Annotated in this window: 18 protein-coding genes and 2 pseudogenes; 11 read left to right on the top strand and 9 right to left on the bottom strand. The window is 65.8% G+C overall.

Annotated elements, in window-relative coordinates; translation table 11 throughout:
* Positions 1 to 151 precede the first annotated feature (151 nt).
* The 6 genes and pseudogenes from ABD287_RS16920 (at position 152) to rfbB (ending at position 4,185) form a co-directional block, all read left to right on the top strand.
* The gene (locus tag ABD287_RS16920) at positions 152 to 1,090 is read left to right on the top strand and encodes a TauD/TfdA family dioxygenase (protein WP_344174249.1); all 939 of its coding nucleotides are present in this window, start codon (positions 152 to 154) and stop codon (positions 1,088 to 1,090) included.
* A gap of 84 nt (positions 1,091 to 1,174) precedes the next feature.
* Positions 1,175 to 1,624: a carbamoyltransferase N-terminal domain-containing protein gene (locus ABD287_RS16915; RefSeq protein ID WP_344174247.1), complete on the top strand. Its 450-nt coding sequence runs from the start codon at positions 1,175 to 1,177 to the stop codon at positions 1,622 to 1,624.
* Positions 1,546 to 2,019: pseudogene (locus tag ABD287_RS18615) on the top strand (carbamoyltransferase N-terminal domain-containing protein); the annotation flags it as partial. The gene ABD287_RS16915 and the pseudogene ABD287_RS18615, both read left to right, overlap by 79 nt.
* 50 nt (positions 2,020 to 2,069) lie before the next feature.
* Positions 2,070 to 2,141 (top strand): annotated as a pseudogene (locus ABD287_RS18610) (hypothetical protein); the annotation flags it as partial.
* A 207-nt stretch (positions 2,142 to 2,348) separates the two neighbouring features.
* Positions 2,349 to 2,960 carry a carbamoyltransferase C-terminal domain-containing protein gene (locus ABD287_RS16905; RefSeq protein ID WP_344174243.1) on the top strand — a complete coding sequence of 204 codons (612 nt, stop codon included), beginning with the start codon at positions 2,349 to 2,351 and terminating at the stop codon, positions 2,958 to 2,960.
* Between the two features lie 235 nt (positions 2,961 to 3,195).
* Positions 3,196 to 4,185: a dTDP-glucose 4,6-dehydratase gene (rfbB, locus tag ABD287_RS16900; protein ID WP_344174251.1), complete on the top strand. Its 990-nt coding sequence runs from the start codon at positions 3,196 to 3,198 to the stop codon at positions 4,183 to 4,185.
* Positions 4,186 to 4,197: 12 nt separating this feature from the next.
* Here the strand turns inward: rfbB and ABD287_RS16895 are convergent, their stop codons facing one another.
* On the bottom strand, positions 4,198 to 4,842 hold the full coding sequence (locus tag ABD287_RS16895; RefSeq protein ID WP_344174241.1) for a VTT domain-containing protein: 645 nt from the start codon (positions 4,840 to 4,842) through the stop codon (positions 4,198 to 4,200).
* A 789-nt stretch (positions 4,843 to 5,631) separates the two neighbouring features.
* On the opposite strand from ABD287_RS16895, the gene ABD287_RS16890 reads away from it, so the two are divergent.
* Positions 5,632 to 6,576 carry an ArsR/SmtB family transcription factor gene (locus ABD287_RS16890; protein WP_344174239.1) on the top strand — a complete coding sequence of 315 codons (945 nt, stop codon included), beginning with the start codon at positions 5,632 to 5,634 and terminating at the stop codon, positions 6,574 to 6,576.
* A 119-nt stretch (positions 6,577 to 6,695) separates the two neighbouring features.
* Here ABD287_RS16890 and ABD287_RS16885 read toward each other — a convergent pair whose 3' ends face one another.
* From ABD287_RS16885 to ABD287_RS16870, 4 genes are all read right to left on the bottom strand, one after another.
* Positions 6,696 to 8,585 (bottom strand): glycoside hydrolase family 95-like protein, encoded by a 1,890-nt coding sequence (locus tag ABD287_RS16885; RefSeq protein ID WP_344174237.1) that lies wholly within the window; start codon positions 8,583 to 8,585, stop codon positions 6,696 to 6,698.
* 146 nt (positions 8,586 to 8,731) lie between these two features.
* On the bottom strand, positions 8,732 to 9,907 hold the full coding sequence (locus tag ABD287_RS16880; protein ID WP_344174235.1) for a nucleotide disphospho-sugar-binding domain-containing protein: 1,176 nt from the start codon (positions 9,905 to 9,907) through the stop codon (positions 8,732 to 8,734).
* A 39-nt stretch (positions 9,908 to 9,946) separates the two neighbouring features.
* Positions 9,947 to 10,630, bottom strand: coding sequence for a glycosyltransferase (locus ABD287_RS16875; RefSeq protein WP_344174233.1), 684 nt, complete (start codon positions 10,628 to 10,630; stop codon positions 9,947 to 9,949).
* Between the two features lie 98 nt (positions 10,631 to 10,728).
* Positions 10,729 to 11,124, bottom strand: a complete 396-nt coding sequence (locus ABD287_RS16870) for a glycosyltransferase family protein (protein ID WP_344174231.1) — start codon at positions 11,122 to 11,124, stop codon at positions 10,729 to 10,731.
* 270 nt (positions 11,125 to 11,394) lie between these two features.
* Between ABD287_RS16870 and ABD287_RS16865 the strand changes: the two genes are divergently transcribed.
* Genes ABD287_RS16865 through ABD287_RS16850 form a run of 4 tightly spaced genes read left to right on the top strand, consistent with a single transcriptional unit; the run spans position 11,395 to position 17,239 of the window.
* Positions 11,395 to 12,618 carry a cytochrome P450 gene (locus tag ABD287_RS16865; protein ID WP_344174229.1) on the top strand — a complete coding sequence of 408 codons (1,224 nt, stop codon included), beginning with the start codon at positions 11,395 to 11,397 and terminating at the stop codon, positions 12,616 to 12,618.
* Positions 12,615 to 13,055 (top strand): cobalamin-dependent protein, encoded by a 441-nt coding sequence (locus ABD287_RS16860; protein WP_344174227.1) that lies wholly within the window; start codon positions 12,615 to 12,617, stop codon positions 13,053 to 13,055. The genes ABD287_RS16865 and ABD287_RS16860 overlap by 4 nt, the downstream gene beginning before the upstream one ends.
* Positions 13,048 to 14,433 (top strand): methylaspartate mutase, encoded by a 1,386-nt coding sequence (locus tag ABD287_RS16855; protein ID WP_344174225.1) that lies wholly within the window; start codon positions 13,048 to 13,050, stop codon positions 14,431 to 14,433. Before ABD287_RS16860 ends, ABD287_RS16855 begins: the two co-directional genes overlap by 8 nt.
* Positions 14,434 to 14,488: 55 nt before the next feature.
* The gene (locus ABD287_RS16850; protein ID WP_344174223.1) at positions 14,489 to 17,239 is read left to right on the top strand and encodes a ferritin-like domain-containing protein; all 2,751 of its coding nucleotides are present in this window, start codon (positions 14,489 to 14,491) and stop codon (positions 17,237 to 17,239) included.
* A 21-nt stretch (positions 17,240 to 17,260) separates the two neighbouring features.
* On the opposite strand, the gene ABD287_RS16845 is transcribed toward ABD287_RS16850, so the two are convergent.
* The 4 genes from ABD287_RS16845 to ABD287_RS16830 form a co-directional block, all read right to left on the bottom strand.
* The gene (locus ABD287_RS16845) at positions 17,261 to 18,067 is read right to left on the bottom strand and encodes an alpha/beta fold hydrolase (RefSeq protein WP_344174221.1); all 807 of its coding nucleotides are present in this window, start codon (positions 18,065 to 18,067) and stop codon (positions 17,261 to 17,263) included.
* A 37-nt stretch (positions 18,068 to 18,104) separates the two neighbouring features.
* On the bottom strand, positions 18,105 to 20,480 hold the full coding sequence (locus ABD287_RS16840) for a penicillin acylase family protein (protein ID WP_344174219.1): 2,376 nt from the start codon (positions 20,478 to 20,480) through the stop codon (positions 18,105 to 18,107).
* A gap of 111 nt (positions 20,481 to 20,591) precedes the next feature.
* The gene (locus tag ABD287_RS16835; protein ID WP_344174217.1) at positions 20,592 to 20,819 is read right to left on the bottom strand and encodes an MbtH family protein; all 228 of its coding nucleotides are present in this window, start codon (positions 20,817 to 20,819) and stop codon (positions 20,592 to 20,594) included.
* Between the two features lie 14 nt (positions 20,820 to 20,833).
* Positions 20,834 to 23,897 (bottom strand): non-ribosomal peptide synthetase (locus ABD287_RS16830; protein WP_344174215.1); only part of this gene is annotated, 3,064 nt, incomplete at its 5' end.

Raw genomic sequence — 23,897 nt, 5'->3', positions numbered from 1 at the left:
GATCGGCCAGATCGTCGCCGCCGCACTGGTGCTCCTACACATGGAAGCCGACCGCACCACGTGACACACAGTCACCGCACCGTTGCCCGGAAAGGCTCATTGTCCGGCGACACGCCGTGATGTCCGCAACTTGCTTGCAGGGGAGAAGCAGATGGAAACCAGGCCCAGCCTGCCCTTCGTCGTAACGGCCGAGTCGCCGAACAACCTCGTCGGCACCATCAACCAGAATCGGCGTGAACTCCGTGATGCCTTGAGTGCCCATGGCGCGCTGCTGCTTCGCGGGTTCGAGGTCGGCGGCGTGGCGGATCTTCAGACGGCGGTGGAAGCTCTGTCTGGGCCGGCGCTGGCTTACACCGAGGCGTCGTCGCCCCGGACGGCCATCGAAGGATCTATCTACACCTCGACCGACCATCCGGCCGAGGAAGAGATCTTTCTGCACAACGAGTGCTCGTACCAGGATTCCTGGCCAATGGCGCTGTATTTCCACTGCGTCCGCCCGCCTGAGACGCAGGGCGCCACACCGTTGGCCGACGTCCGAAAGGTCCAGGCGGCGATCCACCCGGATGTGTTGGAGGAATTCCAGCGGCGCCGATGGAGCCTTGTTCGCAACTACCACACGAACTTTGGCGTGCCCTGGCAGAAGGTTTTCGACGCCAGCGACCGAGCGAGCGTCGAGGCGTACTGCCGGCGCCACGGTCTCATTCCCGAGTGGCGAGGTGACGATGGCCTGCGGACCCGGGTGGTCCGGGACGCGATGCACCGCCACCCGCGTACCGGTGATCTGCTCTGGTTCAACCACATCACGTTCTTCCACGTATCGACCCTGCCCGAGGAGGTCCAGGAGGGCCTGCTCGCGCTCTTCGGCGAGGACGCTCTGCCGACGAACACGTACTTCGGCGATGGCGGCCGGATCCCGGACGACGTCGTCGATCACCTCAGGCAGTGCTACGAAGGCGCCAAGGTTCGCTTTGACTGGCAACGCGACGACGTCCTCGTCGTGGACAACATGTTGGCCAGCCACGCACGCGAGCCGTACACCGGCGACCGCATGATCGCCGTGGCAATGGCCGAACCACATTCGGCAATGTGACGACGCTGGGCAAAGACCAGCCGTCCACCACGACTGAAGTGCTCCATTGCCGCCACCATCGGCGGACCCGACGAAAGCGATGAGATGAACCACACACGGATTTCCTGGGCTGCCGGGCCAGTCGTACTGGGAATTGCCGCACATTTCCATGACAGCGCTGCTGCGCTCCTGGTTGGCGGCGAGTTGGTCGCCGCCTCTCATGAGGAGCGGTACACGAGACAGAAGCAGGATCCGTCGTTGCCCCGTAACGCGGTGCGGGACTGTCTCGACCAGGCCGGCCTTCGGATCAGCGACGTCGACTGTGTCGCGTACTACGAGGACCCGACCAAGAAGCTGCACCGACAGCTGTGGACCGGCCTTCCCCATTTCCCGGACGCCAGCGAGATGGCATTGTTCCGTCTGGACGCGGACCGTCGCGGCGAGAGATCAGGGATCTGCTGGGATGGGACGGTCCGGTGGAGATCGTGGACCATCACCTGTCGCACGCCGCGAGTGCGTACTACTTCTCCGGCTTCGAGCGCAGCGCCGTACTGACCGTCGACGCGGTCGGTGAGTGGGCGACCAGCAGCTGGGGCCTCGGTGACGGCGCCACGCTGTCCCTGCTCGAGTTCCCGCACTCGCTTGGCCTCCTGTACAGCGCCATCACGGGCTACCTCGGCTTTGAGGTCAACGAGGGCGAGTACAAGGTAATGGGTTTGGCGCCCTATGGGACGCCGCGGTACGCCGACAAGATCCGCAAGTTGGTAAATATCGATGACAGCGGCCGGTTCACCCTCGACCTCGACTATTTCGCCTTCGACCGGGCCGACGGCATGCTCGGTGACCGGTTCACTGAGTTGTTGGGGGTCCCCAAGCGCACGCCGGAGTCACGCATCGATGATATTCACTGCGATATCGCCCGCAGCATTCAGCTGGTGACCGAGGAAACCCTCCTGCGCATGGTCGACCGGGCCCATCGGATGACCGGCAGCGAGAACCTGTGCATGGCCGCGGCGTGGCGCTCAACGTGGTCGCCGTACGGCGCATCGTCGAGGAGGGTCCGTTCGCGAACGTGTTCGTGCAGCCTGCGGCAGGTGACGCTGGCGGCAGCCTGGGCTGCGCGGCCGTGGCCCATCAGCGTCTCACCGGCGAACGACCACACCCGCGCCGGCAGCGCTCTGCGCTGCTGGGGTCGGCGACGGATTCCCACGAGATCGCGCGCCTGCTCGGCGCCTACCCGGCCCACGCCGTCCAGGACTTCCGCGGCGATGAGCCGGGGTTGCTTGACGCAGTGTCGGCGCGGCTGGCGTCCGGGAAGGTGATCGGTTGGTATCACGGCCGGGAGGAGTTCGGCCCCCGCTCGCTGGGAGGGCGCTCCATCCTCGCCGACCCCCGCGGGGACGACACTCGCGACCGGATCAACGCTTCGGTGAAGATGCGGGAGGGGTTCCGTCCGTTCGCCCCAGCGGTGCTGGCCGAGCATGCAGCCGAGCACTTCCGCTTGGACCACGAGTCGCCGTTCATGCTGGAGACCTGCGAGGTCATCTCGCCGCTGCCGCTGCCGGCGATTACCCACGTGGACAATTCTGCCCGAGTCCAGACGGTAACGGAGCAGGAGAATGGCCGTTTCTACCGCCTGATCAAGGAGTTTGCGGAGAAAACCGGCTGTCCGTTGTTGCTGAACACGTCCTTCAATCTCCGCGGCGAACCGATCGTGCACACGCCGGTTGACGCGCTGCTCTGCTTCCTTCGCTCCGACATCGACTGTCTGGTCCTCGACGACTTCGTCCTCGACCGGGCGTCACTGCCTCAGGCTTGGATCTCCTGGTTCAAGGGTACGCGTCCGCCGCGCCAGAGCCGCGTCAGTGACAACGTCTACACCCTCCTCTAGCGGGTCGCGCGGGCTGGCTGACGAGCGCTGTCAGCCTTCCCGTGGGACTAGCCTTCGTCGTCACTTGCCGCCGGACTCCGCCCGGACGGATGCGTTGGGTCGTCTGACCAGACATGCAGGATTGTCATTTCGAGATAGATTAAAGACAGAGCTACCAAGCATTTAGTCGGTCCCGGACGAATTGCTGGGGGGAGACACTGGCGGCAACTGTCCGTACCATGCGGACATGCCAAAAATGCTCGTTACCGGGGGCGCTGGTTTCATCGGGGCAAACTTTGTTGAATACACCGCCCAGCGTCATCCGGAGTACGATATCGAGGTTCTGGACGCCTTGACCTACGCCGGCAACAAGACGAATCTGGCTGCTCTCGCCGACTCGGTGCCGCTCTATCACGGGAACGTGTGCGACGCGGCCCTCGTCGATCGTCTCGTTCGGCGCGCCGACGTGGTAGTCCATTTTGCCGCAGAGTCCCATGTGGACAACTCTCTGCACGACCCGAGTCCGTTCCTGCAGAGTAACGTGGTGGGCACGTTTACCCTGTTGGAGGCCGTCCGTCGGCACGATCGCCGGCTGCACCACATCTCGACGGACGAGGTCTACGGCCACCTGCCCTTAGACCCGTCGCTGCGCTTCTCCGAGTCGACGCCGTACGACCCGTCGAGTCCTTACTCGGCGACGAAGGCTGCCTCGGACATGCTGGTTCGGGCGTGGATCCGCTCCTACGGAGTGGCGGCGACGATCTCGAACTGTGCCAACAATTATGGCCCCTATCAGCACGTCGAAAAGTTCATCCCGCGCCAGATCACCAATCTCCTTTCGGGCTCCCGACCGAAGCTGTACGGCTCAGGCGTGAACGTCCGTGAATGGACGCACGTAGATGACCATAATTCGGCGGTTCATTTGATTCTTGATCGGGGACGGCTCGGCGAGACGTACCTGATCGGCTCAGGTGACGAACGGAGTAACGGGGATGTGCTCGGAATCATTCTCGATCTCATGGGACAGCCCGCCGACGCCTTCGACCACGTCCCCGACCGGCCGGGCCACGACCTGAGGTACGCAAACGACACTACGAAGCTCCGCTCGGAGCTCGGTTGGTGCCCGCAGTACGACGACCTCGGCGCCGGGTTGGCGGCCACAGTTGATTGGTATCGCGACAACAGTTGGTGGTGGCAGGAAGCCAAAGATGCCGCGGAGGCCCGCTACCGGCTGTTAGGGCGGTGACTCAGCGGCCGCTCAGGCGGTCGCTGCTGCGCGGCCGTGGTACGCCCGCTCCACAGCCCACACCACGCCGTTGAGCAGGATGCAGCCTGGAATTAGCAGCATGCCGGTCCGATCGTGGGCGGAAGCACCGGCCAGGCTGAACAGAATGGCCGGCGGCACTGAGCCGAGCATCGCCCCTGCCGTGACGCGGCGCCACGTCATGCCGGGAAGCATGCCGGCCGCCACCGCGACGGTCTCGGCGAGTATCGGTAAGGGACGGGTTAGCGCGATGGTGAGGACCGCGTGGGTGCTGAGTCGGCGAGCCATGGCGGCTGGCGGGCTGGCGCGCCGACCGAGCCGTCGGCCGATCACGTAGCCGAGCAGTGCGGACCCGGTGCCGGCTAGCCAGGACGTCGCGGCCGCCGCTGGGAAGCCGAGCGCCGAGCCGAGGAAGATCATGACAACGCTGGAGGGAACCGGCAGGACGACGTCCGCGAGTAGGAGCGCGACGCCTACCGCGGCGAGCCATGCCGGCGCGGTACCGCTGGTCCAGACGTCAGCAGACAGAAATGGCGTCCTCGTCATCTCCGCGACGGTGAAGCCTCCCAGGGCTAACACCGCTGTCCCGCTGACCGCCGCGACGAAGCGCCGCTGCGCACAGGTCGACTCCAGGATCATTTCAACTCCCACTTTTGCATTCGGTCCACGCCCCGCACCGGGGCGTGGACCGAATCGTCGTCTTCGGTCTGGATGCCCACGCTGATAATCGCTGCAGGCTTTGGGTTTGAGCAACGTTTTAAGCGGGTGCTGAAATGCGGCTCGTCACTATTGCGGTCCGGTCGCTGCGATGCGACGGTGACTCTCGCTACGCGTCTGATATTGCGCCCTGGTGAATGCAGCTAGGTCGACAAAGCGGCCTGGTTTGTGTTGGCGTTCGTTGGCCTGGTATTTCCGATCGCGCGGCTGTCGACGCCACAATTGAACCTTGATAAGGACACCGAAGGGCCCGTTGCAAAGCGCCGAATTCGTTATCGGAAGGCGGTCGGGCAGCTGTCAACTATAAGTCGATATGGACGTTGCCTCGACCCTTTGGTTGCCACCGGTGGGTGTCGGATGATTTGTCCGGCGAGGGTGGGGGCTCACGTCGGTCCACTCTGCCTCAATTAGGCCACGTGTATATAAAGCCATTTTTCGCCTATAAGCGGCGTAACAGAACAATAGGAAATATCTTTAGTTTACCGACTTGTGGCGATAAAACGTTTCGGGGCGACACATCGAGGCGGCGCTCGTTAGGTGCCGATCGGGCTTTAGGTCCGCCTTAAATTCCCAGCTAGGTGACGGGGCATGAGGGTCGGCCAGGGGAGATGTCACGCCGGTTGCTCCGCGTTGTATCAAACGGGGTAGCGGTCGGTTGGTGTCGATGGGTAACGTGCACCCAGCAATATTTTTACTGGCCGGGGGTGCTTCATGCGAATTGTTTTCTCCACCGAAGGGCTCGCACGAGTCCGGCTATTTTCCAGTTATTGTCCGGTCTCGGAAACGGTATTCGCGGCGCGCCTTCTGGCGCGCAGCGCCGGGGCGCTACTTTTTGATCGATGGCGCCGCAACGTCCGGCTGAAACTTGGCGACCGGGCGGCAGTGGTCCAGTCGCTAACCCGTTCTATTCCGCCCACGGCGGAGCTGTTCCGAATTCCGGTTCCCGCCTTTGACACGGAGGCAGCAGCCCTCTGTCGGACCAGCGACCGGCCTGACGTCCTCAGCAGCAACCTTCGCCGCTTCCACGATTTGGCGGTGGCGCCGTACGCGCGGGCGATGTCCAGCTTCCTGGAAAGCGACCGCGCAGCGAGAGGCAACATTCTCCTCGGTGCAGGCATCGATGGTTTCCTACGCAGTCAGCACCCACTCATCTCCTGGGAAGCGCCGGTTCTGCACATTGCTAATGGCTCCGACCGGACTTTGCGGATCGATGAGCGTGGCCTACTCATCTCTCCGTCGTTGTTCTACTTCGACCGGCCGGATGTCTTCGTACCGGCGAACGACCCCAGCTTGCCGCCAGTGCTGGTGTATACCCCGTCGATCACCATGGAGGCGGCGAACCGGCTGTGGAGTTCTGACGAGCGCACCGAGCGCGCGCTCGCGGCGCTGCTCGGTCGTACCCGCAGCAGGCTCCTGGGAGCACTGTCGGCAACGTCCACCACGACCGAACTTGGCCGGCGGCTCGGTGTGTCGGCCGCGTCTGTCAGCCAGCACACCGGCGTGCTGCGCGAAGCCGGACTGATCACCACACATCGTCGGCAGAACACCGTCCAACACAGTCTCACGCCACTCGGCGTGGCCCTGGTGAACCGGATGGAGACCGCCAACAACTTGCGTGCATCCCGCTACGCGACGCCGCTCACGCCGGCGGCCTAGTAGTCGCACGCAACTGACCGGCGAGCGGAGCCCTGCGCTCCGCTCGCCTTCTTCATCGGGCGCGTCCGGCGCCGGCCCGATGGGAGCCAGCCGGTGCTGCGCCCACTGCATCGGGGTCATCAGCTGGTGAACTCGGTGTCTTCCGCAGAGGTTGCGGTGTACCCCCAACGCCTACCAGCCGACAGTGCGGTCACGTTGCGAACGTCGGTGCTGCCGTCGGACCCGACTCGGTGCACCTCGAGCGTGGCGCCGGCTCTGGGCCGTAGCCGCAGCACACCGGGCCCCACCAGGTCGGTCGCCACGCGCCGGCCCGCCTCGTCGCGCACCTCTACCGGTCCGGCGATGCCATGCCTGAGTAACAGCGACCGGTCGACCTTGCTGTCGCTGTGTACCCGCACCCAGTCGGTGCGTCCGGCACTGCGGGAGGCGTCCAGGACAAACGCGCCTGGCGCGCGCAGCCCGCTCACCGACACGTCGTGCCAGGATTTGGGCAGGCCCCCGAAGACCTCCACAATCTCGTCGCCGGACACAAGCATCCGCAACATGACTTGAGCTGCCTCGAACGATCCGCCAGTCTGTAGACCGCGACCCTCCCGGTAGAGGCCGATGGGGAGCATGCGCGAGTCGGCATGGGCTCCGCCGTCAGTCACTTGCCGCAGCCAGCCCAGAGCCTCCTCGGGTGCATCGGTGGTCACCGCCATTGCCGCGGCCGACAGGTACGAGCGCCCGTTCCATGCCGTCGGCATGCTCGACCAATGTTCCAGGCTGCGGCGCATCAGCTGCCGGTCGGCGGCACGCCGCCACGATTTCTCCCCGAGTGGGTGCATCCAGAGCAGATGCGAAGGATTGGGCTGGGAGAACGGGAGCCGTACGCCAGCGCCGATAAGCACTCCACTGTCGTCCGTGTGGTACGGCACCAGTCGCTGGAGAAGCGACCGCCACCGGTGGAGCTCCCCGTAGCCGGCAGTGCCAGGCCGGGCCGATTCGACCAGGCGTGTCGCGGCCCAACGCAGTAGCGACAGGTCGTAGGTGCAGTCCTCGACGTCGCCGAAGCCGGGCGCATAGGTGGACGGAAGGTGCAACCGGCCACCCTCCCCGTCGACCAGGGAATTCGCGTAGTGCCCGACGGCGCTTCGCAGCATCGGTTGCAGTACGTCACGCAGCACCCGGTCGTCGAGGCTGTAGCGGTAACTCGCCCAAATTTCCGGCAGGTTCCAGGCCATGATCGGATTCTCTGTATCACCCGATTTGAGGCCCGCCCCCGGCATCGCGGACAACAGGTGCTCAAAGCTCTGCGGCCAGCCGCCTTCAGCGGCCGCATTCGACGCCGGGTGAAGCTCCAGGTGGTTCGTGGCGGCCAGCGTGGCGGGCGTATCCAGCCCGCCGGCAGGGTCGCTTCGCGCGATGCTCGCAGCAGCGTAGACCTGCAGCCAGTGGAAACGCTGCAGCGTCTTGTCGGGTACCGACACGAAACTGCCTGCGTAGTAGTCGTGCCACCATCGCCGGTGATCGGCGCGAATCTTGTTGAGATCCGCCGCCAGCATCCGGCGAGGGGAGTGGCCCGGCTGGCCCACGACGATCCAACGCTGGCTACCGTCCCGCCGGTCGTGCCACCCGAAGCCGTCCGACCCGCCGGACAACGGCGACGTCCGCTGCTCTCCCGCCCGTCCCTGCACGCTGACGAGTAGGACACCGCTACCGCGCGGGACCGTGGCGGTGAGTAGCAGGCTGCCGCGCGTGGTGGTCACCACGCCGGTCAGCTCGGCATCCCACGGGTTGAGCTCCCAACGCACCTCGGTAACGGTTCCGGCGAGCGGCAGAGTGAAGCGGCTCGTTGGGGTTTCCCAGCTCGTGCCCGCCGGACTGACCGCGAACGTAAGGTTGGTGCCGTGGTCTGCGGTGTATACCTGTGCGACAACCACCCCGTCGCCGACGAACGGGGCGTTCCACCAGCCAGTGGGTGGACGTGTCCAGAGCATCGCGGCATCCCGGACCACCGCCTCGTGCACGCTCTGCGAGCGGGAACCTGCTGATGCCCAAGCCGGGCCGGCCTCAAGCAGTCGGCCGCCGGCTACCGCAACGGCGACCGTACCCGCTAGACCGCGCAGGAACTGGCGTCTCTCTATTCCAGACATGCGGTGCTCTCCTCGCGAACCTATCGGGCCGAAACCGATCGACTTGTCGGGGTGAAGTTCTGCAGGGCATCCGCCGCTGCTGCCACTGGGTCGCCGAGCCGCAGCGGCTCGGCGAGCCGCGCGAGGGTGGAGGCCACCTCAGGGTCGGATGCCAGCCGGTTGGCTGTCTGAAGGATTTCCGACGCTCCGGCCTTCTGATCGAGCACCACACCGACCCCGAGCTCGTGGAGGCGCTTGGCGATGCCCCGCTGGTCGTAGGCGCGCGGTACCGCGATCATGGGTACGCGCTGCTGGACGGCTTCGAGTGCCGAATTCATGCTCGCCCGGGTCATGAAGACGGTCGAGCTACGCAGCACGGCGGATTGCGGCACGAATCGGCGGGCTACGACGTTGGGCGGTAGGTCGCCCAGGTCACTCGGGTCAGTCGCTGCCGTCGCCAGGACAACCGTCCAGTTCGTTCCGGCGAAGGCGCTCGCCAGCGTGCGGAAGAACGTCGTTCCGCATCCGAAGACGGTGCCGGGCGAGAAGAAAAGTGTGGGCCCACGTTCGATCGCGGCCCAGGGCAGATCCGTTTCACCAAAGTCGCTCGTGTCACGGAGCAGCGGACCGACGAAGTGGTAGCGGTCGCCGAACGTCTCCCAGCAAGGTTGAAGCTCCGGCGTGGAGTTCACGAGCACCAGACCGGCGCGGTACCGCAGGGCGGGATGAAACTGCGGCAAGAGACCAAGGCGCCGAATCAGGCGGACCCGGCGCTCGCCGAAGCGTCGGCGTAGGTTACCCACGATCATGTCCTCGGTGACCGTGTAGGTCACGCTGAAGGAGGCGAGCGCAGTTCCCTCCCGGTGAGCGGCAGCCGCACCCCACCGGGCGGCGATGTCGGAAACCACAACCTCCGGTCGCCACGTCGCCCAGTGCCGGCGTAGCGTCCGCACCACCCCGCGACGCTCACGGAGCATGCGCAGGCCAGCCTTGCGGGTCTGCCGCCGCTGTTCAACCGTCGGGTTCTCGGGAAAGTCACTCACCACGGACGTCTGAATTTCCGTCACGTCCGCGCCCACCTCGCGGAACGCCGCTGCATGCAGCGCCGCTACGGCCACGAAAACGGTCTCGCCGCGCGCGACCATCTCGGCCACCAGGGGCACCATGGGGTTGACGTGGCCGTGCATCGGATAGGGGACGAACAGGTAGCGCGCCATGCGTGACCTCCGGAGTGCTGGCGGGAGAACAATGTCGCCTCAGGCAGGTGCCGCGATGCCGCGGCGGCGTTCTCGGACGAGGTCTTCCAGGGCATCGGCGGCGTTGGCGGCGGCGATAGCCGGTTCGGGCATCGCATCGGCCAGCTGGTCAAGCCTGGATTTCAGAGCCGCATCGCCGGCCAACTGATGCACGGCGGCGCGAATTTCCTCAGCCGAGAGGCCACTGTGGAATGTCGAACCGATTCCGAGGCTCGACAGGTGCTCAGCGACTCCCTTTTGGTCGAGCGAGGAGGGCAGCGTGAGCATGGGTACACGGCACATCACTGCGTCGAGGACAGAGTTCATGCCGGCGTGGGTGATGAAGACATCGCTGTGCTGCAGCACCCGATGCTGCGGCACGAAGCGGTGCGCATACACGTTCGGCGGCAGCGGGCCCAGCAGCGCCGGATCGGTCCGCGCAGTCGCCATCACCACGGTCCAGTCAGTTTCCCGGAACGCCTCGGCGATACGGCGGTACAAGTCGGTGCTGCGCTGGTAAACGGTCCCGAAAGAGACGAACAGCACCGGGCCAGCCGAAAGCTGTTCCCAGGGCAGATCGACGTCGGTGTGCTCGTCGGGACGCAACAGCGGCCCCACGAAGCGGAAGCGGTCGCTAAACCCCGCCCGGTCCGGCTGCAAATCATCGGTCACGTTGATCAACGCGAGGTCGGCGCGATCCCGCATGGCCGGATGGATTATCCGAATCAGACCGGTGGCGACTAGTGCCGCTGCCACGACCGGCCCGGCAGATCTCCGGATTCCCGCGATTCCCATCGCCCGATTCATCGCGTAGGTGCCGGAAAAAGATGCCAGTGGGGTCTGTGTCCGGCGCGCCGCGGCGGCCCCCACTCCGCATAGAGATCGGTGACCACGGCATCGGGCTGCCAGGTCGACCACCGGCCGACAAGGTCGTCCACGAGCTGTCCGCGGCGCTTTCGCACGTCCGCATTCTGGCGCCGGCGGCCTGCTCTACCGCGCCGGTCCAGCCCCTCGGGAACGGAGCCGAGAACGGGCGTCTCGATGCGGTGGACACGCGCTCCGACGTCCGCAAATCCGGCCGCGAACTGCGGGTCGACCGCCACGTCCACTTCGGCCTTTCGGCCAAGTAGCTCGGCGACGACGGGAATCATCGGATTGACGTGCCCGTGCATCGGAAAAGGAATGAATAGAAAGCGCATCGAACTAAGCTCCCGGTCATCGGTAACCGCAGGGATCCGATGCAGTCCAATGGGCTCGACTCGGATTGTTTTGCGGAACACATCGCTGATGCGGCCCGGTCACGCTAGCACCATGCGCCTGAGCTGTCCTCCTCATTTAGCGGTGGATGAATGAGAATGGCTCCTCCTTAGAGCTGCCTAAAATGGGGCAGTTCGTAGTAGACACTGCGACGACTGGCGGGTATAAATGCGCTGTCTTCTCGCGCCGCCGCAACGGGGGGGTTTAAGGTCGTGACAATTACGAAGGCGAACAGCCTGTTGGATCTGTTCGACTCGGAATGGATGGCACGTCCTTACGAACTCTATGCCCAGCTGCGTGCCCGCAAACCGGTGTACTGGGATGACCTGATGCGGACCTGGGTCGTGCTCTCGCACGCTGAGGTGGCACGCCTATCCAAGGACCATCGGCTCTCGGGTGCTCGTATCGACGAGTTTCATGCGCAGCTGCCGCCGGAGTCTCGTCAGAAGATGGCTCCGCTTGCGGCGATTCTCAAGAGGATGATGCTGTTCACCGAGCCACCCGAGCACACCCGGTTGCGGAAACTGGTGCGTCCGAACCTTTCTCCGCGGCTTGTACGGACGGTCCGTTCGGTCATTGAGGAGGTCGCCGACGAACTGCTGGATCGTGCGGCGAGGAAAGGGCGAATGGATGTCATTCACGACTTCTCCGAACCGCTGACTCGTACGGTCGTCGCCCTCATCGCCGGAGTTCCGCGACACGGGGAGCACCTACTCGAGGATTGGCGAGGCCTGCTTCCGGAATTCTTCTCGCAATCGGCGGCTGAGATGCCCCGTTTGGCCGCGCTGCGTGCCGTGTTCGACGAGAACGCCGATGACCGTCGGGCTGGCATAGGTGATGACCTATTTACCCAAATGGTCGGCCCCCAGCTGCAGCAGGGCGACTACACCGATGACGAGATCTTCGCCAACTTTCTGCTGCTTATCGACGCAGGCCAGGCGACGACCACCCATTTGATCGGCAACGCCGTACTGGCGCTGTTCGACCATCCAGAACAAGCGGAACTCCTACGCCAGAGCCCCGAGCTGGCGGCGAACGCGGCGCACGAGTTCCTCCGCTACGACAGCTCGGTGCAGTTCACTACGCGTATCGCGCTGGCGGACCTCGCGGTGGGCGACAGCCTGATCCGCGCTGGTGACTCCGTCTCGCTGGTGCTCGGTGCGGCAAACCGCGACCCGCTGCGGTACGCCGAGCCCGACCGCCTGGACCTTACGCGAAAGGCCTCCGACCACCTCTCGTTCGGTCATGGCATTCACTACTGCCTGGGAGCTGTGCTGGCGCAAGCCGAGATTGAGATCGCCATGCACCGCCTCGTCAGCCGAACGTCGAACTGGCGCTTGGACGGTGAGCTCTCCTGGCTGGACAGCATCAACTTCCGGTTTCTCGAGGGACTCCCGATGCGGTTCGACGCCCGCCCCGCGGAGGCAGCAGGATGAGCGCCGATCCCGGTCGGTTACGCACCGTAATTCTCGGCGTGACTGCCAGCGACGCCCATGCGGTCGCGAACCAGCTGATCTGTCGGCAATTGCGTAGCCACGGCTTCCGTGTCATCAATCTGGGCGTCTGTACTCCGCTCGAAGAGTTCGCGGACGCCGTTGACGCCGAGCCGACAGCCGAGGCAGTCCTTATCGGCAGCGTGAACGGGCACGCGCGCACCGACCTACGTGACCTGCCGGCGCTGCGTCGGCAGGGCCGACTCCAGCCGCCGGTGATCCTGGGTGGCAACCTCTCGGTCGGTGCACAGAAGGAGGAGGCCGACCATGAACACCTCCTCGCGCTGGGTGTGGACCACATCGTGACCGACGTGGCGGAGCTCCTACCGTTGTTAGACACGCTGTACGCCTCCCAGCAGCTGGAACTGCGGCGTGGCTGACTGGTCGGCGCTTGAGCTGAGCGCCTCGGTGGCCGAACAGTTGCCGGATTGGAGTGGCGCGGTCGCACACCTGCACGACCGGCCCGGTCCACGGACAGTGGACATTCTGCGGGCGGCCGATCGCGCCGGCGTGCCGGCGATCCAGCCTCGGTGCGGGGTCGGCGGACACCGCGAGATGATCACCCTGCTCCAGGAGCTGGAGAAGTCGCATCCGGCAGTGCTGTCGGTAACCATCGACTCCTACACCCGGCTGCGGCAGTTCGATACAGCTGCCAGCCTGCTCGCGGAGGACGCCGGCCGATTGAACGGCTACCCCCTGGTCGCGCACGGGTGGAGGCGCGGGCGGGAGCTGGCAGACGCGGTATCGGTTCCGCTGGAGATCCGGCACGGGTCCCCGGATGGCCGGGAGCTCTTCGCCACCGCGCTCGCCGCCGGGATCACCTCGTTCGAGGGCGGCGGCATCGGATACAACCTGCCCTACTGCAAAGACGTTCCGTTGGACGAGTCGCTCCGCACCTGGCGGCAGATCGACGCCACCTGCGGGGCGCTCGCGAAGGACGGCGTCATCGTGGACCGGGAACTGTTCGGCACGTTGACGGCGGTGCTGATGCCGCCCTCGCTCTGTATCGCGATCACCCTCCTGGAGGCGATCGCGGCAGCGAAGGAGGGCGTCCGATGCATCTCGATCGCCTACCCGCAGGGTGGAGAGATATACCAGGACGTCGCCGCGCTGCGCGCCATTCGCACGCTGGCGCAGCGCTACGTGGGCTCGGGCGTAGAGGTCTTCCCGGTGTTGCACCAGTTCATGGGTGTGTTCCCCACGGATCCTGCGTGGGCGTCGGGACTGATCCTCCACGGCAGCCTGACGGCACGCCTCGGCGGGGCGGCCAAGGTCGTGAACAAGACGGAGCACGAAGCCCACGGTGTGCCGGACGCGGTGACGAACGGGCGCGGAATCCGGACAACCGCCGTGGGAGTGTCGCAGCTCTTCGACTTCGTTCAGCTGTCCGAGGAGCGGGTGGAGCAGGAGCTGTCCTGGATCGAGGAGGAGGTGCGGGAGCTCATCAAGCCGGTCTTGGCCGAACCGGACCTCCTGGCTGGCATCTGCGCCGCGTTCAGCACCGGCCGCCTCGACCTGCCGTTCAGCGCCAGCGTCCACGCGCACAGCCGAGTTGTCCCGCGCCGCGACGCCGGCGGAGCCATCCGGTACGCCGACCCCGGCCTGCTGTCACTCTCCTCGGCCACGCGTCGCCGTCATGGCCAGCTGTTGTCCACTCGGGCGACGTCGGCACCGGACCGCCCGGAGGCGGACGAACTCTCGATCGCGATCCAGGACATCTTTTACTTCGCCAATCGGGAGCCGGCCCACAGACCGTGACCGAGCCCGTGCAGCTGACTGACTCCCGAGCCCCAATACCCAAGAAGGATGCGCCATGAGTTACGTGGGATACCCGCGACTCAATTTCGCCGGCACGTTCCAGGCGGACATTTCGACTGTCAACAATGTCGTTCACTACTACGACAACAACAACTTCGAGCCGCGCTTCCAGCGCCCCGTCTACTTCGCCAACAACAAGCTGATCGACGAGAACGGCCTGTTCAATCCGCGCGGCTCTGGTGCGTTCCGGCTGGCGGACATGCACATCCGGAGTGGACTGCGTCCGGATGGCACGCTGCTGGACAAGCCAGGCTCTGACCCTGTCGTGGGCGCTGTCCTGCGCCAGGCCGGGCATCGCGTCGACGCGAAGATGGTGGACATCGACCAGCGAGACCAGACCACGCCCGGGATCTATGGGATGCGGCTGTCTATCGTCGATGGCACCGACACTGAACTCCTCCAGGCCGACCTCGAGCCGTCCTGGATCGAGGACCTCTGGCGGCGTGGCCCCGGCATCCCGCTCCCCGCTGGCACGAACGCCAGCGCTGGCTTCACCTCGGTGCTCAAGAACCTGCAGTGGGCGGACGACCTCTCCTCCCCGCTCCTACGGGATCTGCGGGCGAAGACCGACGAAAACCTGCTGTCGATCCGCTTCGTGCTCGACGGCTACGCCGTCGACCTTGTCGACTACGGCCCGGCGCACACCTACGGACGGATGGTGGGCTGCATCGGGCCGTACCACTCCGGAGAGCCGCGCCGGTTCGTCGCCGGTCGACGCTTGCGTCGGGTCAGCGGCAACTCGATGTGGGACGCCTCGGCCCGCGTCGACGAGAAAGCAAGCACGGTCTTCATCGACCTGGCGAACAGCTGGCCGACGAGCAGCAAGGGTGGGCCGTTGGCCGACCTCGGCGTGGTCCAGCTGGCTGTCCTCAAGGAGGACGGCACTCCGGAGGTGCTCGCGCCGGTTCCCGGGACCGACTCGTCGTTCCTGGAGGGTCGCGCCGGGATCGCCGCGGTGCCGCTGAAGGCGGATCAGCTGGTCGACATCGAAAGCCGACGGCTGGCCCTGGTGAACTCGGCGAACCCACCCCAGTTGCTGCTGGCTGAGGCGACGGACGGTATCTGGGTCCACGCCGATGAGACCGTCCACCGCCTCTATCCGGCTGACCCCTATGCCACGGTGACCACGGACGTGCACGTAACGAAGTTCGGCCGTCCAGCAGCGGGGGTCACCGTGACGGTCACCGCCGCAAAGCCCACCTCCACTGTGGATTTCCCGGCGACGCTGACGACCGACGCCCGCGGTCGGGCGAGCCTGCGGCTGACCGCGAAGGCACCGCAGACCGAAGCCGCCATCGAGGGTGTCACCAGCGCGTTGCTGCTGGGCAGCGCGGATCGTCCCAATCAGCCCGACTCCCGAGTGGCGATTCTTGTCTTCAGCAGCCACGACGCGCCGAAGCGCCCGACCTGGAACCGCGATGTGTGGCCCATTTTCCAGCAGTACGCGAACCTTTACCCCGTCATGGGGGGCCTGTTCGATCTTGGGAACTACCGGCATGTGGTCGAGCAGAAGACCTACATCAAGCGCACGCTCCTGGCACCTATTGACTCACCAACCCACATGCCCGTCAGCCGGGACCTCTCACCTGGAAAGCGAGACATGATCGTGAAGTGGCTGGACACCAAGCCGGTTCCGCCCATCCTGGAGATTACTTCCCGCCAGGAACTCAAGGCCGTTCTGCAGCAGGCCCTTCTGCTGGAACAGGCGACGATTCCCCTGTACAGCGCGGCGCTCTTCTCCATCAAACCCGGATACAACGAGGCGATCCGGAAGCTGATCCGCGGGGTGCTGCTTGAGGAGATGCAGCACATGGCGCAGGTGTGCAACATCCTCAATGCGATCGGTGGGACGCCGCAGATCGGCCGGCCTGGACTGGTGCCCACCTACCCAGGGAAGTTGCCCGGGCCGGTTCTCCCCGACGTCAAGGTCCGGCTCCGCCGCCTCTCACTGGACCACGTCAAGAATGTCTTCATGGCGATCGAGCAGCCGGTTCACCCGACGGTCGGCGGCCAGCAGTTTCGCGGCAGCGTGATCCCGAAGGACAGCGTGCAGGTCGACAAGGCCGGACGGGTACAAAAAGCCGAGGCCGGCGCGATGAAGGACATGCAGAACTTCTTCACGCAGGCTGAGTACCAGCCAATGACGATCGGTTGGTACTACAACCAGATCGCGCGGGCGATCATCAAATTTGACGATGGCAAACTCTTTACCGGCAACCGCGACCGGCAGGTCGGCTGGCCCGACGCGCCGAGGACGCTCTATCAGGTCACCGACCGGCGATCCGCCCTGCTGGGCATCCTGCAGATCATCGAGCAGGGGGAGGCCAGCCCGCACGACCTGAACGGTGACAGCGTTGGCGACCCGGAGGAGCTGGGGCACTACTACCGGTTCGCCGAGATCGTCAACGGGCGGCAGCTCATCCGCTCCGGGAACAAATGGGTCTACGAGGGAGCGGAGATCCCGTTCGACCCGACCGGTGTCTACCCCGTAGTCGACGACGCGGATTCGTACCGGTTGTTGGACGGGTCGGTCGGCCGCCGCGAATCGTTGCGCTGCGACGAGTCGTACACCAAGATGTTGGGCGCTCTGAACCGGGTCTTCAACGGGCATCCGGAGGAGATGGACGGCGCGGTCGCGCTCATGGGCCAGCTGCAGGTCCAGGCGAAGCGGCTGTTCGAAATACCGTCGGCCGAAGGTGCTGACACCGTCCTGGGACCCGCGTTCCAATCTCCGGCGCCACGCTGATCGCTCCCTTGCTCCTCCGGATCAACTGCCGGTAGTCGCAAAGAACGCGAGCAGGCTGCGGTTGACCGCCTCCGGCTGCTCCAGGTAGCCGTAGTGGCCGGCATCGGGAATTACCTCGTATGTCGCGCCCGGTATGGAGGCGGCCAGCTCGCGGCCTTGCGCCGGAGAAGTGATCAGGTCGTCGGCGAAGGACAGCACGTGGCAAGGTGCGGAAATGCTGCCATAGGCGGTGCGGCGGTCTGGCATCGACTCGAGCGCCATCTGGGCGCGGATGCCAGACCCGCCCTCCGACGCGAGCTCGAACAGATCGAGCCAGTCCCGCACCGCGCGGTGGTCGTCCAGGGTGGTCGGACTGAGCGTCTGCATGGCCCGCACAGCCGCCCGATATGACACCGGGAGCTCGACGCCGGAGTCCAGGAGCTCGGCTTCGCCCCGCGACAGCGCGGCGCGAATGGTGTCGGTGCGTGCCCGACTCGCCATCAGCACCACCTGTCGGACCAGGTGCGGGTGGCTGAGCGCGAGCTCCTGTGCCACATACGCGCCCATCGAGGTGCCTACTACGCGGCACTCGCCGAGGCCGAGCTCCTCGATGAGCCCCGCCGTGTCGCGGGTCAGATCGTCAATGGTGAAGGGCGCGACCGGGCTCTCGGGGCCAATCCCGCGGTTGTCGAACGTGATCACCCGGAATCCGGCGGCGGTCAGGCATGGCACCTGGTGCAGGTGCCATGCCTGACCGCGCGCCGCCGATCCCATGATCATGACAACGGGCTCGCCTGAGCCCCGGTCTTCGTAACGGATCTGGCGATCTGCGACGGGCAGCAGCGGCACCTTCGGTCCTCTCCTTGACAAGCTGGTTGTTCGCGTACTATTCGGACAGCACGCTGACGTGCTGTCCGGTCGATGCGGAGAACCCCGCCGGTACCCACCGGCTCGCGGAGAACAACGCGGTCTGATCGGCGAAGTGCGCAGACGTCTGGTCGGCGGACTGGGAGTACGTCAGCAGAGTCTGTGTGCGGGGCCCGCCGCTCTCCGGGAACTCGACAGTCTGGATGAAGCTCGAGCCTTGCATGATGTCCACGTTCCCGGCGCCGGGCTTCCACACGGGGGAAACAACATTGAGTACCCCTAGGGAGTGCGGCGCCCCGTGCATCGGTAGGACGACGCCGCGGCGGGTGACCGACTGATGGTCGCCGAGCGGGGCGTCGGCCGCGATACCTGCCTGCCGCAGGTCGGCGACCGCGTCAGCGAAAGCACGTTGGACCTCAACCTTCGCCAGGGCCAGCCCCCGAGGGGTATTCACCGGGTCCGCCGCGTTGAACGGTTCGGCCCAGGGGCCGCCCGGCACCGCCGCCCCACCGAGGCGCTGCACGAAGCGGGCGTACAGCAACGAACCGCGGCTGTCCGTCCGAAAGGTGTGGTCCCACGAGGCCAAAGCCGCGCAGGCAGCCGAGACTTTTTCCGGCCCGGCGCTACCGGGTGCCATGCCGTCCGGGAATGCCGTGCACATGGTTATTGCATCGGCGGCAGTCAATTCGGCCACCCGGCTGTGGTCTGAGAAGAGGAGACCCCGCATAAACTTTCCCGAAAAGCCCCGTCCGGGCAGTCCATCGGCTCCAGTGATTCGCCGCTGCACGGCAACGATGGACTCCTGAGTGCGAGCCGAGCGCGGAGTGCCACTCGCCCCCAGAATCGTCGGGAAACCGACGAGCGGAGCCGCGGGATTGGTGAGCCAGGCGCTGTCGTTCGCATTGGTGACAAAGTCGGTGCGGGTCAGGCGAGGCAGCTGGGCGGGGCCCATGAGCCCAGGTTCAAGCGCGTCCGCATCGGTGGCCCAGCCACACTCCGCCCGGCCGCCGTCGAGCACGGGGATCCCATTCGCCGCGAACATCTTCCGGCCGAGCGCGGTGCTGCAACTGGCCAGCCGTTCATCGGAGACGTTCGGCACGGCCTGGATGTCGCCGAAGTAGGCGTGGCCGTCCCGGTCGGTGGCGATCGTGTTGAGCCATGGGATGCCCTGGTTGCGGGAGAGGGCCTTGTCCACCTCGGCGGTGTTACGGGCTCCACCGAGCTCGAACCACGTGTTGAGCGCCCGCATGTTCGCAACATTGGCGTCGCGGATCGTGTGCACCGTCGACGCCCAGGGCAGAGACCGGCCCGGAACGCCGGCGAGGACCGGTCCGAATCGGGTGGACCACAATGTCCGGCTGACCGGGCTCATCGTTCCGTCGGCTTGGCGGACCTGCACGGTCACCCTGTTGGAGGTCATCGCCTCCGACGCGCCATCGACCAGGTAGCGGGTCGGGTTGGCGTGGTCGACCGGTAGCTCGAACAGCCCGATTGTGGTGGGTGTTGCGACGGTATGGGACCAGGCCATGTTCTGGTTGTGACCGATCATCACGCCAGGGAAGCCGAGCAGGCCAGCACCCGCCACATCAAACCGACCGGGGATGGACAGGTGGCTCTGCCAGAATCGACGAACGCCCTGCCATGGATAGTGCGGGTTGCCCAGTAAGACGCTGCGAACGCCCTTGCCTGTTCCGTCTCGCCCAATCGCGATACCGTTGCTGCCGAGCTCGGCCCGCGTTTCCGGTGACCAGACGCCACCGGCGGGGACCGGCGCCGGAGAAGCGGCGGGCGCTGGTAGGCCAGACTCCGGTGGCTGCGCTGTGGTGAGGCCGTCGATGACACTGCCGGTTCCAGCGCTGATCGTGAACGCATGGACGTACCGGTAAACGTCCAGTTCGGTGATCGGACGGACCCATTCCGCGCCGCGGCAGGCCGGATCCCCGATGTTGGCGACGCCGGTGTCACGCAGGTAGCGGTTGTACCCGGCGGCGTAGCCGCGAACCATGTCCCGGACCTCGTGCGTCGGACCGAGTGGTGCGGGCCGTCGTACGAGGTCCTCGACGACCCGTCGGTCCTTCAGGTCCTGGAAGTAGATGTCGCTGTTCAGCGTGCTCGACGCGCGGCCGAATCCGGTATCGACGGCCGCCCGGCTGTCGTGGAACTGCGAGCGCTGCCCGTCAACCGTGAGATAACCGTCGGCCAGAAGGCAGATGTTGTCCTTGGCTGCGGCGTATCCGTAACCGTAACCGAGCCCGCCGAAGTCAGCCGCAACGATATGCGGAATCCCGTACTCGGTGTCCCGGACTACGGAATGAAAGCCTCGCTGCGGCGCAGCCGTCGCCGATGGTGGTGGTGTCAACGACAGTACCGCGGTGACCGCGGCGAGCGCTGCCACAGCCGCGCGGCGGACCGGAGTAGGGAGTGGGCGAGTCAACTCGGAAACCTCCTTCAGACGACCCCGGCCCACGCCGCGGCGGTGCAGCATCGACCGGCCTGGCACGCCGCGTCACCGCTGCGCGGCTTCGGCCTCCATTGCAGCGACCAGACTCTTCGGGCGCATCTCGGTCCAGTGCTCGTTGATGTAGTCCAGGGCAGACTGGCGATCGGTCTCCGTCAGCACGACGTTCCAGCCAGCGGGAACGTCGACAAACGACGGCCACAACGAATATTGGCCTTCGTCGTTAACCAGTACGAGGTACGTGCCATCCGGATCCTCAAAAGGATTGGTGCTCACGAAGTCGAACTCCTTTACTCGGTGCTTTCCGTCTGCGCGAGGGCTGCGGCTACGACGCGTCCGATCGCTGCCACGGAAAGGGAATTGGTGAACATCGTACCGTGTGTCGATTCGATGTCATGGTTTGTAATTCGTCCCTTAATAAGCGGCGTCCAGGCCGTGGCGACGAAGTGGTCACGCTGATCCGGTGGCACGGCCTGGTCCTCGGATTTCAAGGTGGCAGTGAAGAACGTGAGGTCGCCGGCGAAGACCTGCGGCTGGTGCGCCGCCATCAGACGGGCATTGTTCACGTACACCCGCATGCTGTCCTTCAGTCCCTGATCGCCGAGCGCGGCAAGCCGATGATCGCTGCGATGGAGGTGCTCGGCGTACCGGCTCAGGACGGCATCGGGATCAGCGGCCAACTCCGACGGGTCGAAGGTAAAGTCTTCGGCCAGTAAAGACGCGATGATCTCGTGGTCCGCCCGGTCCGGCAGATCGACCCCCGGATTCGGATAAGCGTCCACGATCAATAGGTTGTCCACTTCCATTCCCGCCTGCTGGAGGCGGACCGCCACTGCATGCGCGAGAAGCCCGCCAAATGACCAACCCAGCAGCCGGTACGGCCCCGTCGGATAGGCGGCGCGGATCTGTTCAGCGTAGTCGTCAGCCATCTCCTCGACGGACTGCGGCAAGTCCATGTTGCCGCCGAAGCCACGAGCCTGCACTCCGTAGATCGGATAGGACGTCGGCAGGTGCGCGAGCAGGCCGGCATAGCTCCAGCTCGTCCCCGAAGCCGGGTGCAGGCAGAACAGCGGCGGCCGATCCTCCCCTCTGCGCAGCGGAAGGAGGCAGGCGAACGCGTCGGCCTCGGCTCCCGTGCCGACCGCACGAGCCAGCCCGGCAACCGTCGGCGCCTCGAACACGCTGCGTACCGACAACTCGACGCCGAACCGCGTCCGGATCTGCCGAACGAGCTTGGTGGCGAGGAAGGAATGGCCGCCGAGGAGAAAGAAGTCGTCGTCGACATTGACCGGTGGACGACCCAGCAACTCCCCAAAGAGAATGCTCAGCACGTACTCCTCGGGCGTCCGTGGTCCGCGATCGAGGCGGCTGCCAGCGATATCCACCTCCGGTAGAGCGGACTGTTGCAGCTTGCCGTTGCGGTTCAGCGGGAACGCCTCCAGCGGCACGAATGCTGAGGGCATCATGTAGTCCGGCAGTCGGGCGCCGAGGTGCTCCGCCCAGTCGCTGGCCTCCGCCGAGGCGCCGGCGACCGGGACGACGTACGCCACGAGCACCTGACCGCCCGCGGGACCGGGCTTAGCCACCACGGCGGCGCCGCTCACCGCGGGGTGCTCCGCCAGGACGGCCTCCACCTCACCGGGTTCCACCCGGAAGCCCCGCACCTTCACCTGGGCATCCGCCCGGCCGACGAACGTGATGCGCCCCTGGTCCGTCCACCGTCCTCGGTCGCCGGAGCGGTACATCCGCTGCCCGGCCGGACCGAACGGGCAGGCGACGAACCGTTCGGCCGTCAGGTCAGCGCGGCCGTGATACCCGCGGGCGAGGCCGGCCCCGGCCAGATAGAGCTCACCGGTAACGCCTGGGGGGACCGGTCGAAGGGCGTCGTCCAGCACGTAGACGCGGGCGTTGCCGATGGGTTTTCCGATGTCGGGCGCTACCGGCCAGTTTGTTACGGCGATCGGCAGGACGGCGGCGGTGACTACATGGGACTCGGTCGGCCCATACTGGTTGTGCAGGCGGCGACCCGGCCCAGCGGCGAAGAATGTTCGAGTCGCCTCCGTCAGTCTCAGTGCCTCGCCCGCCTGTACGACATCGGTGAGAGCCGGCAGCGGCAGCTGTTCCGCCGCCGCCGACTCAGCGACGGCTTCCACCACCAGATTCGGGCTGAACAGTTCGTTGACCTGTTTGTCAGCCAACCACCGCGCCAAAGCCCGGCCGTCGCGGCGCACCTCCTCCGGACAGATCACCAGAGTGCGGCCCGTAGTCAGCGCGAACCACATCTCCTGCATCGCCACATCGAAACCGATCGGAGCGAACTGCGCGGTGATCAGCCCGGGACCACCAGGCAAGGTGTCCCGCTGCCAGTCGATCAGGTTCTCGATGGCGCCGACCGGCATGAGCACGCCCTTGGGCGTACCGGTCGAGCCGGAGGTGTACAACAGGTAGAGCCCGCAGTCGGGACGGAGTGGACCACCCCGCTCCAGGTCGTCGACCGCAGCCTCGGCATGAGCGGCCAGCGCGGCTCGCACGGCGGGATCGTCCAGGCGCAGCACACACGGCGCCGTCGCCCAGCTCTGCTCAGCGAATCCACTTGTGGTCAGCACCAGTGCCGGACCGGCGTCGCAGAGCAGTACCGCCAGCCGGTCGGCGGGTAGCCGGACGTCGACCGGCAGAGCCGTAGCGCCCACCTTGCTGAGCGCGATGAGCGCAACGATCTGAGCCACTGACCTGGGCAGCGCCACCCCAACCACCTGCTCCGGGCTGACGCCGTGGTCCAGCAGGAGGCGGGCGAGCTGGTTCGAAGCAGCGTCCAACTCGTGGTACGTGATGACTTCGTCACCGAACCGGACGGCGTCTGCGTCGGGCGTGCGGCGGGCCTGCTCGGTAAGCCGTGCAACGACGCCGCGGACTTCAACGCGTCGTTCAGTGGCGTTGAAGCCGCGTTCCACCCGGTCACGCTCGGTTGCGTCCAGAATCTCCAGGCGGCTGAGCTGCTGCGATGGGTCCGCAGCCGCAGCGGTGAGCAGGCGTAGGAATCTGTCGACGATGCGCTGCGCGGTCGCCGGCTCGAAGAGGTCGGCGCTGTACTGCACGGCACCCTCGATGCCGAGCGGGCGGCCGTCCGCATCATGCCGCTCGGCAAGGGAGAAGAGCAGGTCGAACTTGGCGGTCCGCGCGGCCACGCGTTCCCGCTCGACCACCAGGGCGGACGTGGGCGTCTCGGCGACGGTCGGTTCAGTGTTGTTCAGGCTGAGCATGGTTTGGAAGAGGGGGTGGCGTGCCAGGGACCGCTGCGGATTCAACTCCTCCACCAGCCGCTCGAACGGCACATCCTGATGCCCAAACGCCGCC

It is taken from the genome of Pilimelia columellifera subsp. columellifera, from assembly GCF_039532605.1.
GTDB classification, from domain to species: domain Bacteria; phylum Actinomycetota; class Actinomycetes; order Mycobacteriales; family Micromonosporaceae; genus Pilimelia; species Pilimelia columellifera.
The sequence above is the reverse complement of the archived record's forward strand: the minus strand, read 5'-3'. Positions and strand labels throughout refer to the sequence as shown.

Excerpts from the sequence above, each read along its gene's own strand:
- ABD287_RS16920 (WP_344174249.1), top strand. The coding sequence starts at position 152 with ATGGAAACCAGGCCCAGCCTGCCCTTCGTCGTAACGGCCGAGTCGCCG.
- ABD287_RS16915 (WP_344174247.1), top strand. The coding sequence starts at position 1,175 with ATGAACCACACACGGATTTCCTGGGCTGCCGGGCCAGTCGTACTGGGA.
- rfbB (WP_344174251.1), top strand. The coding sequence starts at position 3,196 with ATGCTCGTTACCGGGGGCGCTGGTTTCATCGGGGCAAACTTTGTTGAA.
- ABD287_RS16895 (WP_344174241.1), bottom strand. The coding sequence starts at position 4,842 with ATGATCCTGGAGTCGACCTGTGCGCAGCGGCGCTTCGTCGCGGCGGTC.
- ABD287_RS16890 (WP_344174239.1), top strand. The coding sequence starts at position 5,632 with ATGCGAATTGTTTTCTCCACCGAAGGGCTCGCACGAGTCCGGCTATTT.
- ABD287_RS16880 (WP_344174235.1), bottom strand. The coding sequence starts at position 9,907 with ATGGCGCGCTACCTGTTCGTCCCCTATCCGATGCACGGCCACGTCAAC.
- ABD287_RS16875 (WP_344174233.1), bottom strand. The coding sequence starts at position 10,630 with ATGCGGGATCGCGCCGACCTCGCGTTGATCAACGTGACCGATGATTTG.
- ABD287_RS16870 (WP_344174231.1), bottom strand. The coding sequence starts at position 11,124 with ATGCGCTTTCTATTCATTCCTTTTCCGATGCACGGGCACGTCAATCCG.
- ABD287_RS16860 (WP_344174227.1), top strand. The coding sequence starts at position 12,615 with ATGAGCGCCGATCCCGGTCGGTTACGCACCGTAATTCTCGGCGTGACT.
- ABD287_RS16850 (WP_344174223.1), top strand. The coding sequence starts at position 14,489 with ATGAGTTACGTGGGATACCCGCGACTCAATTTCGCCGGCACGTTCCAG.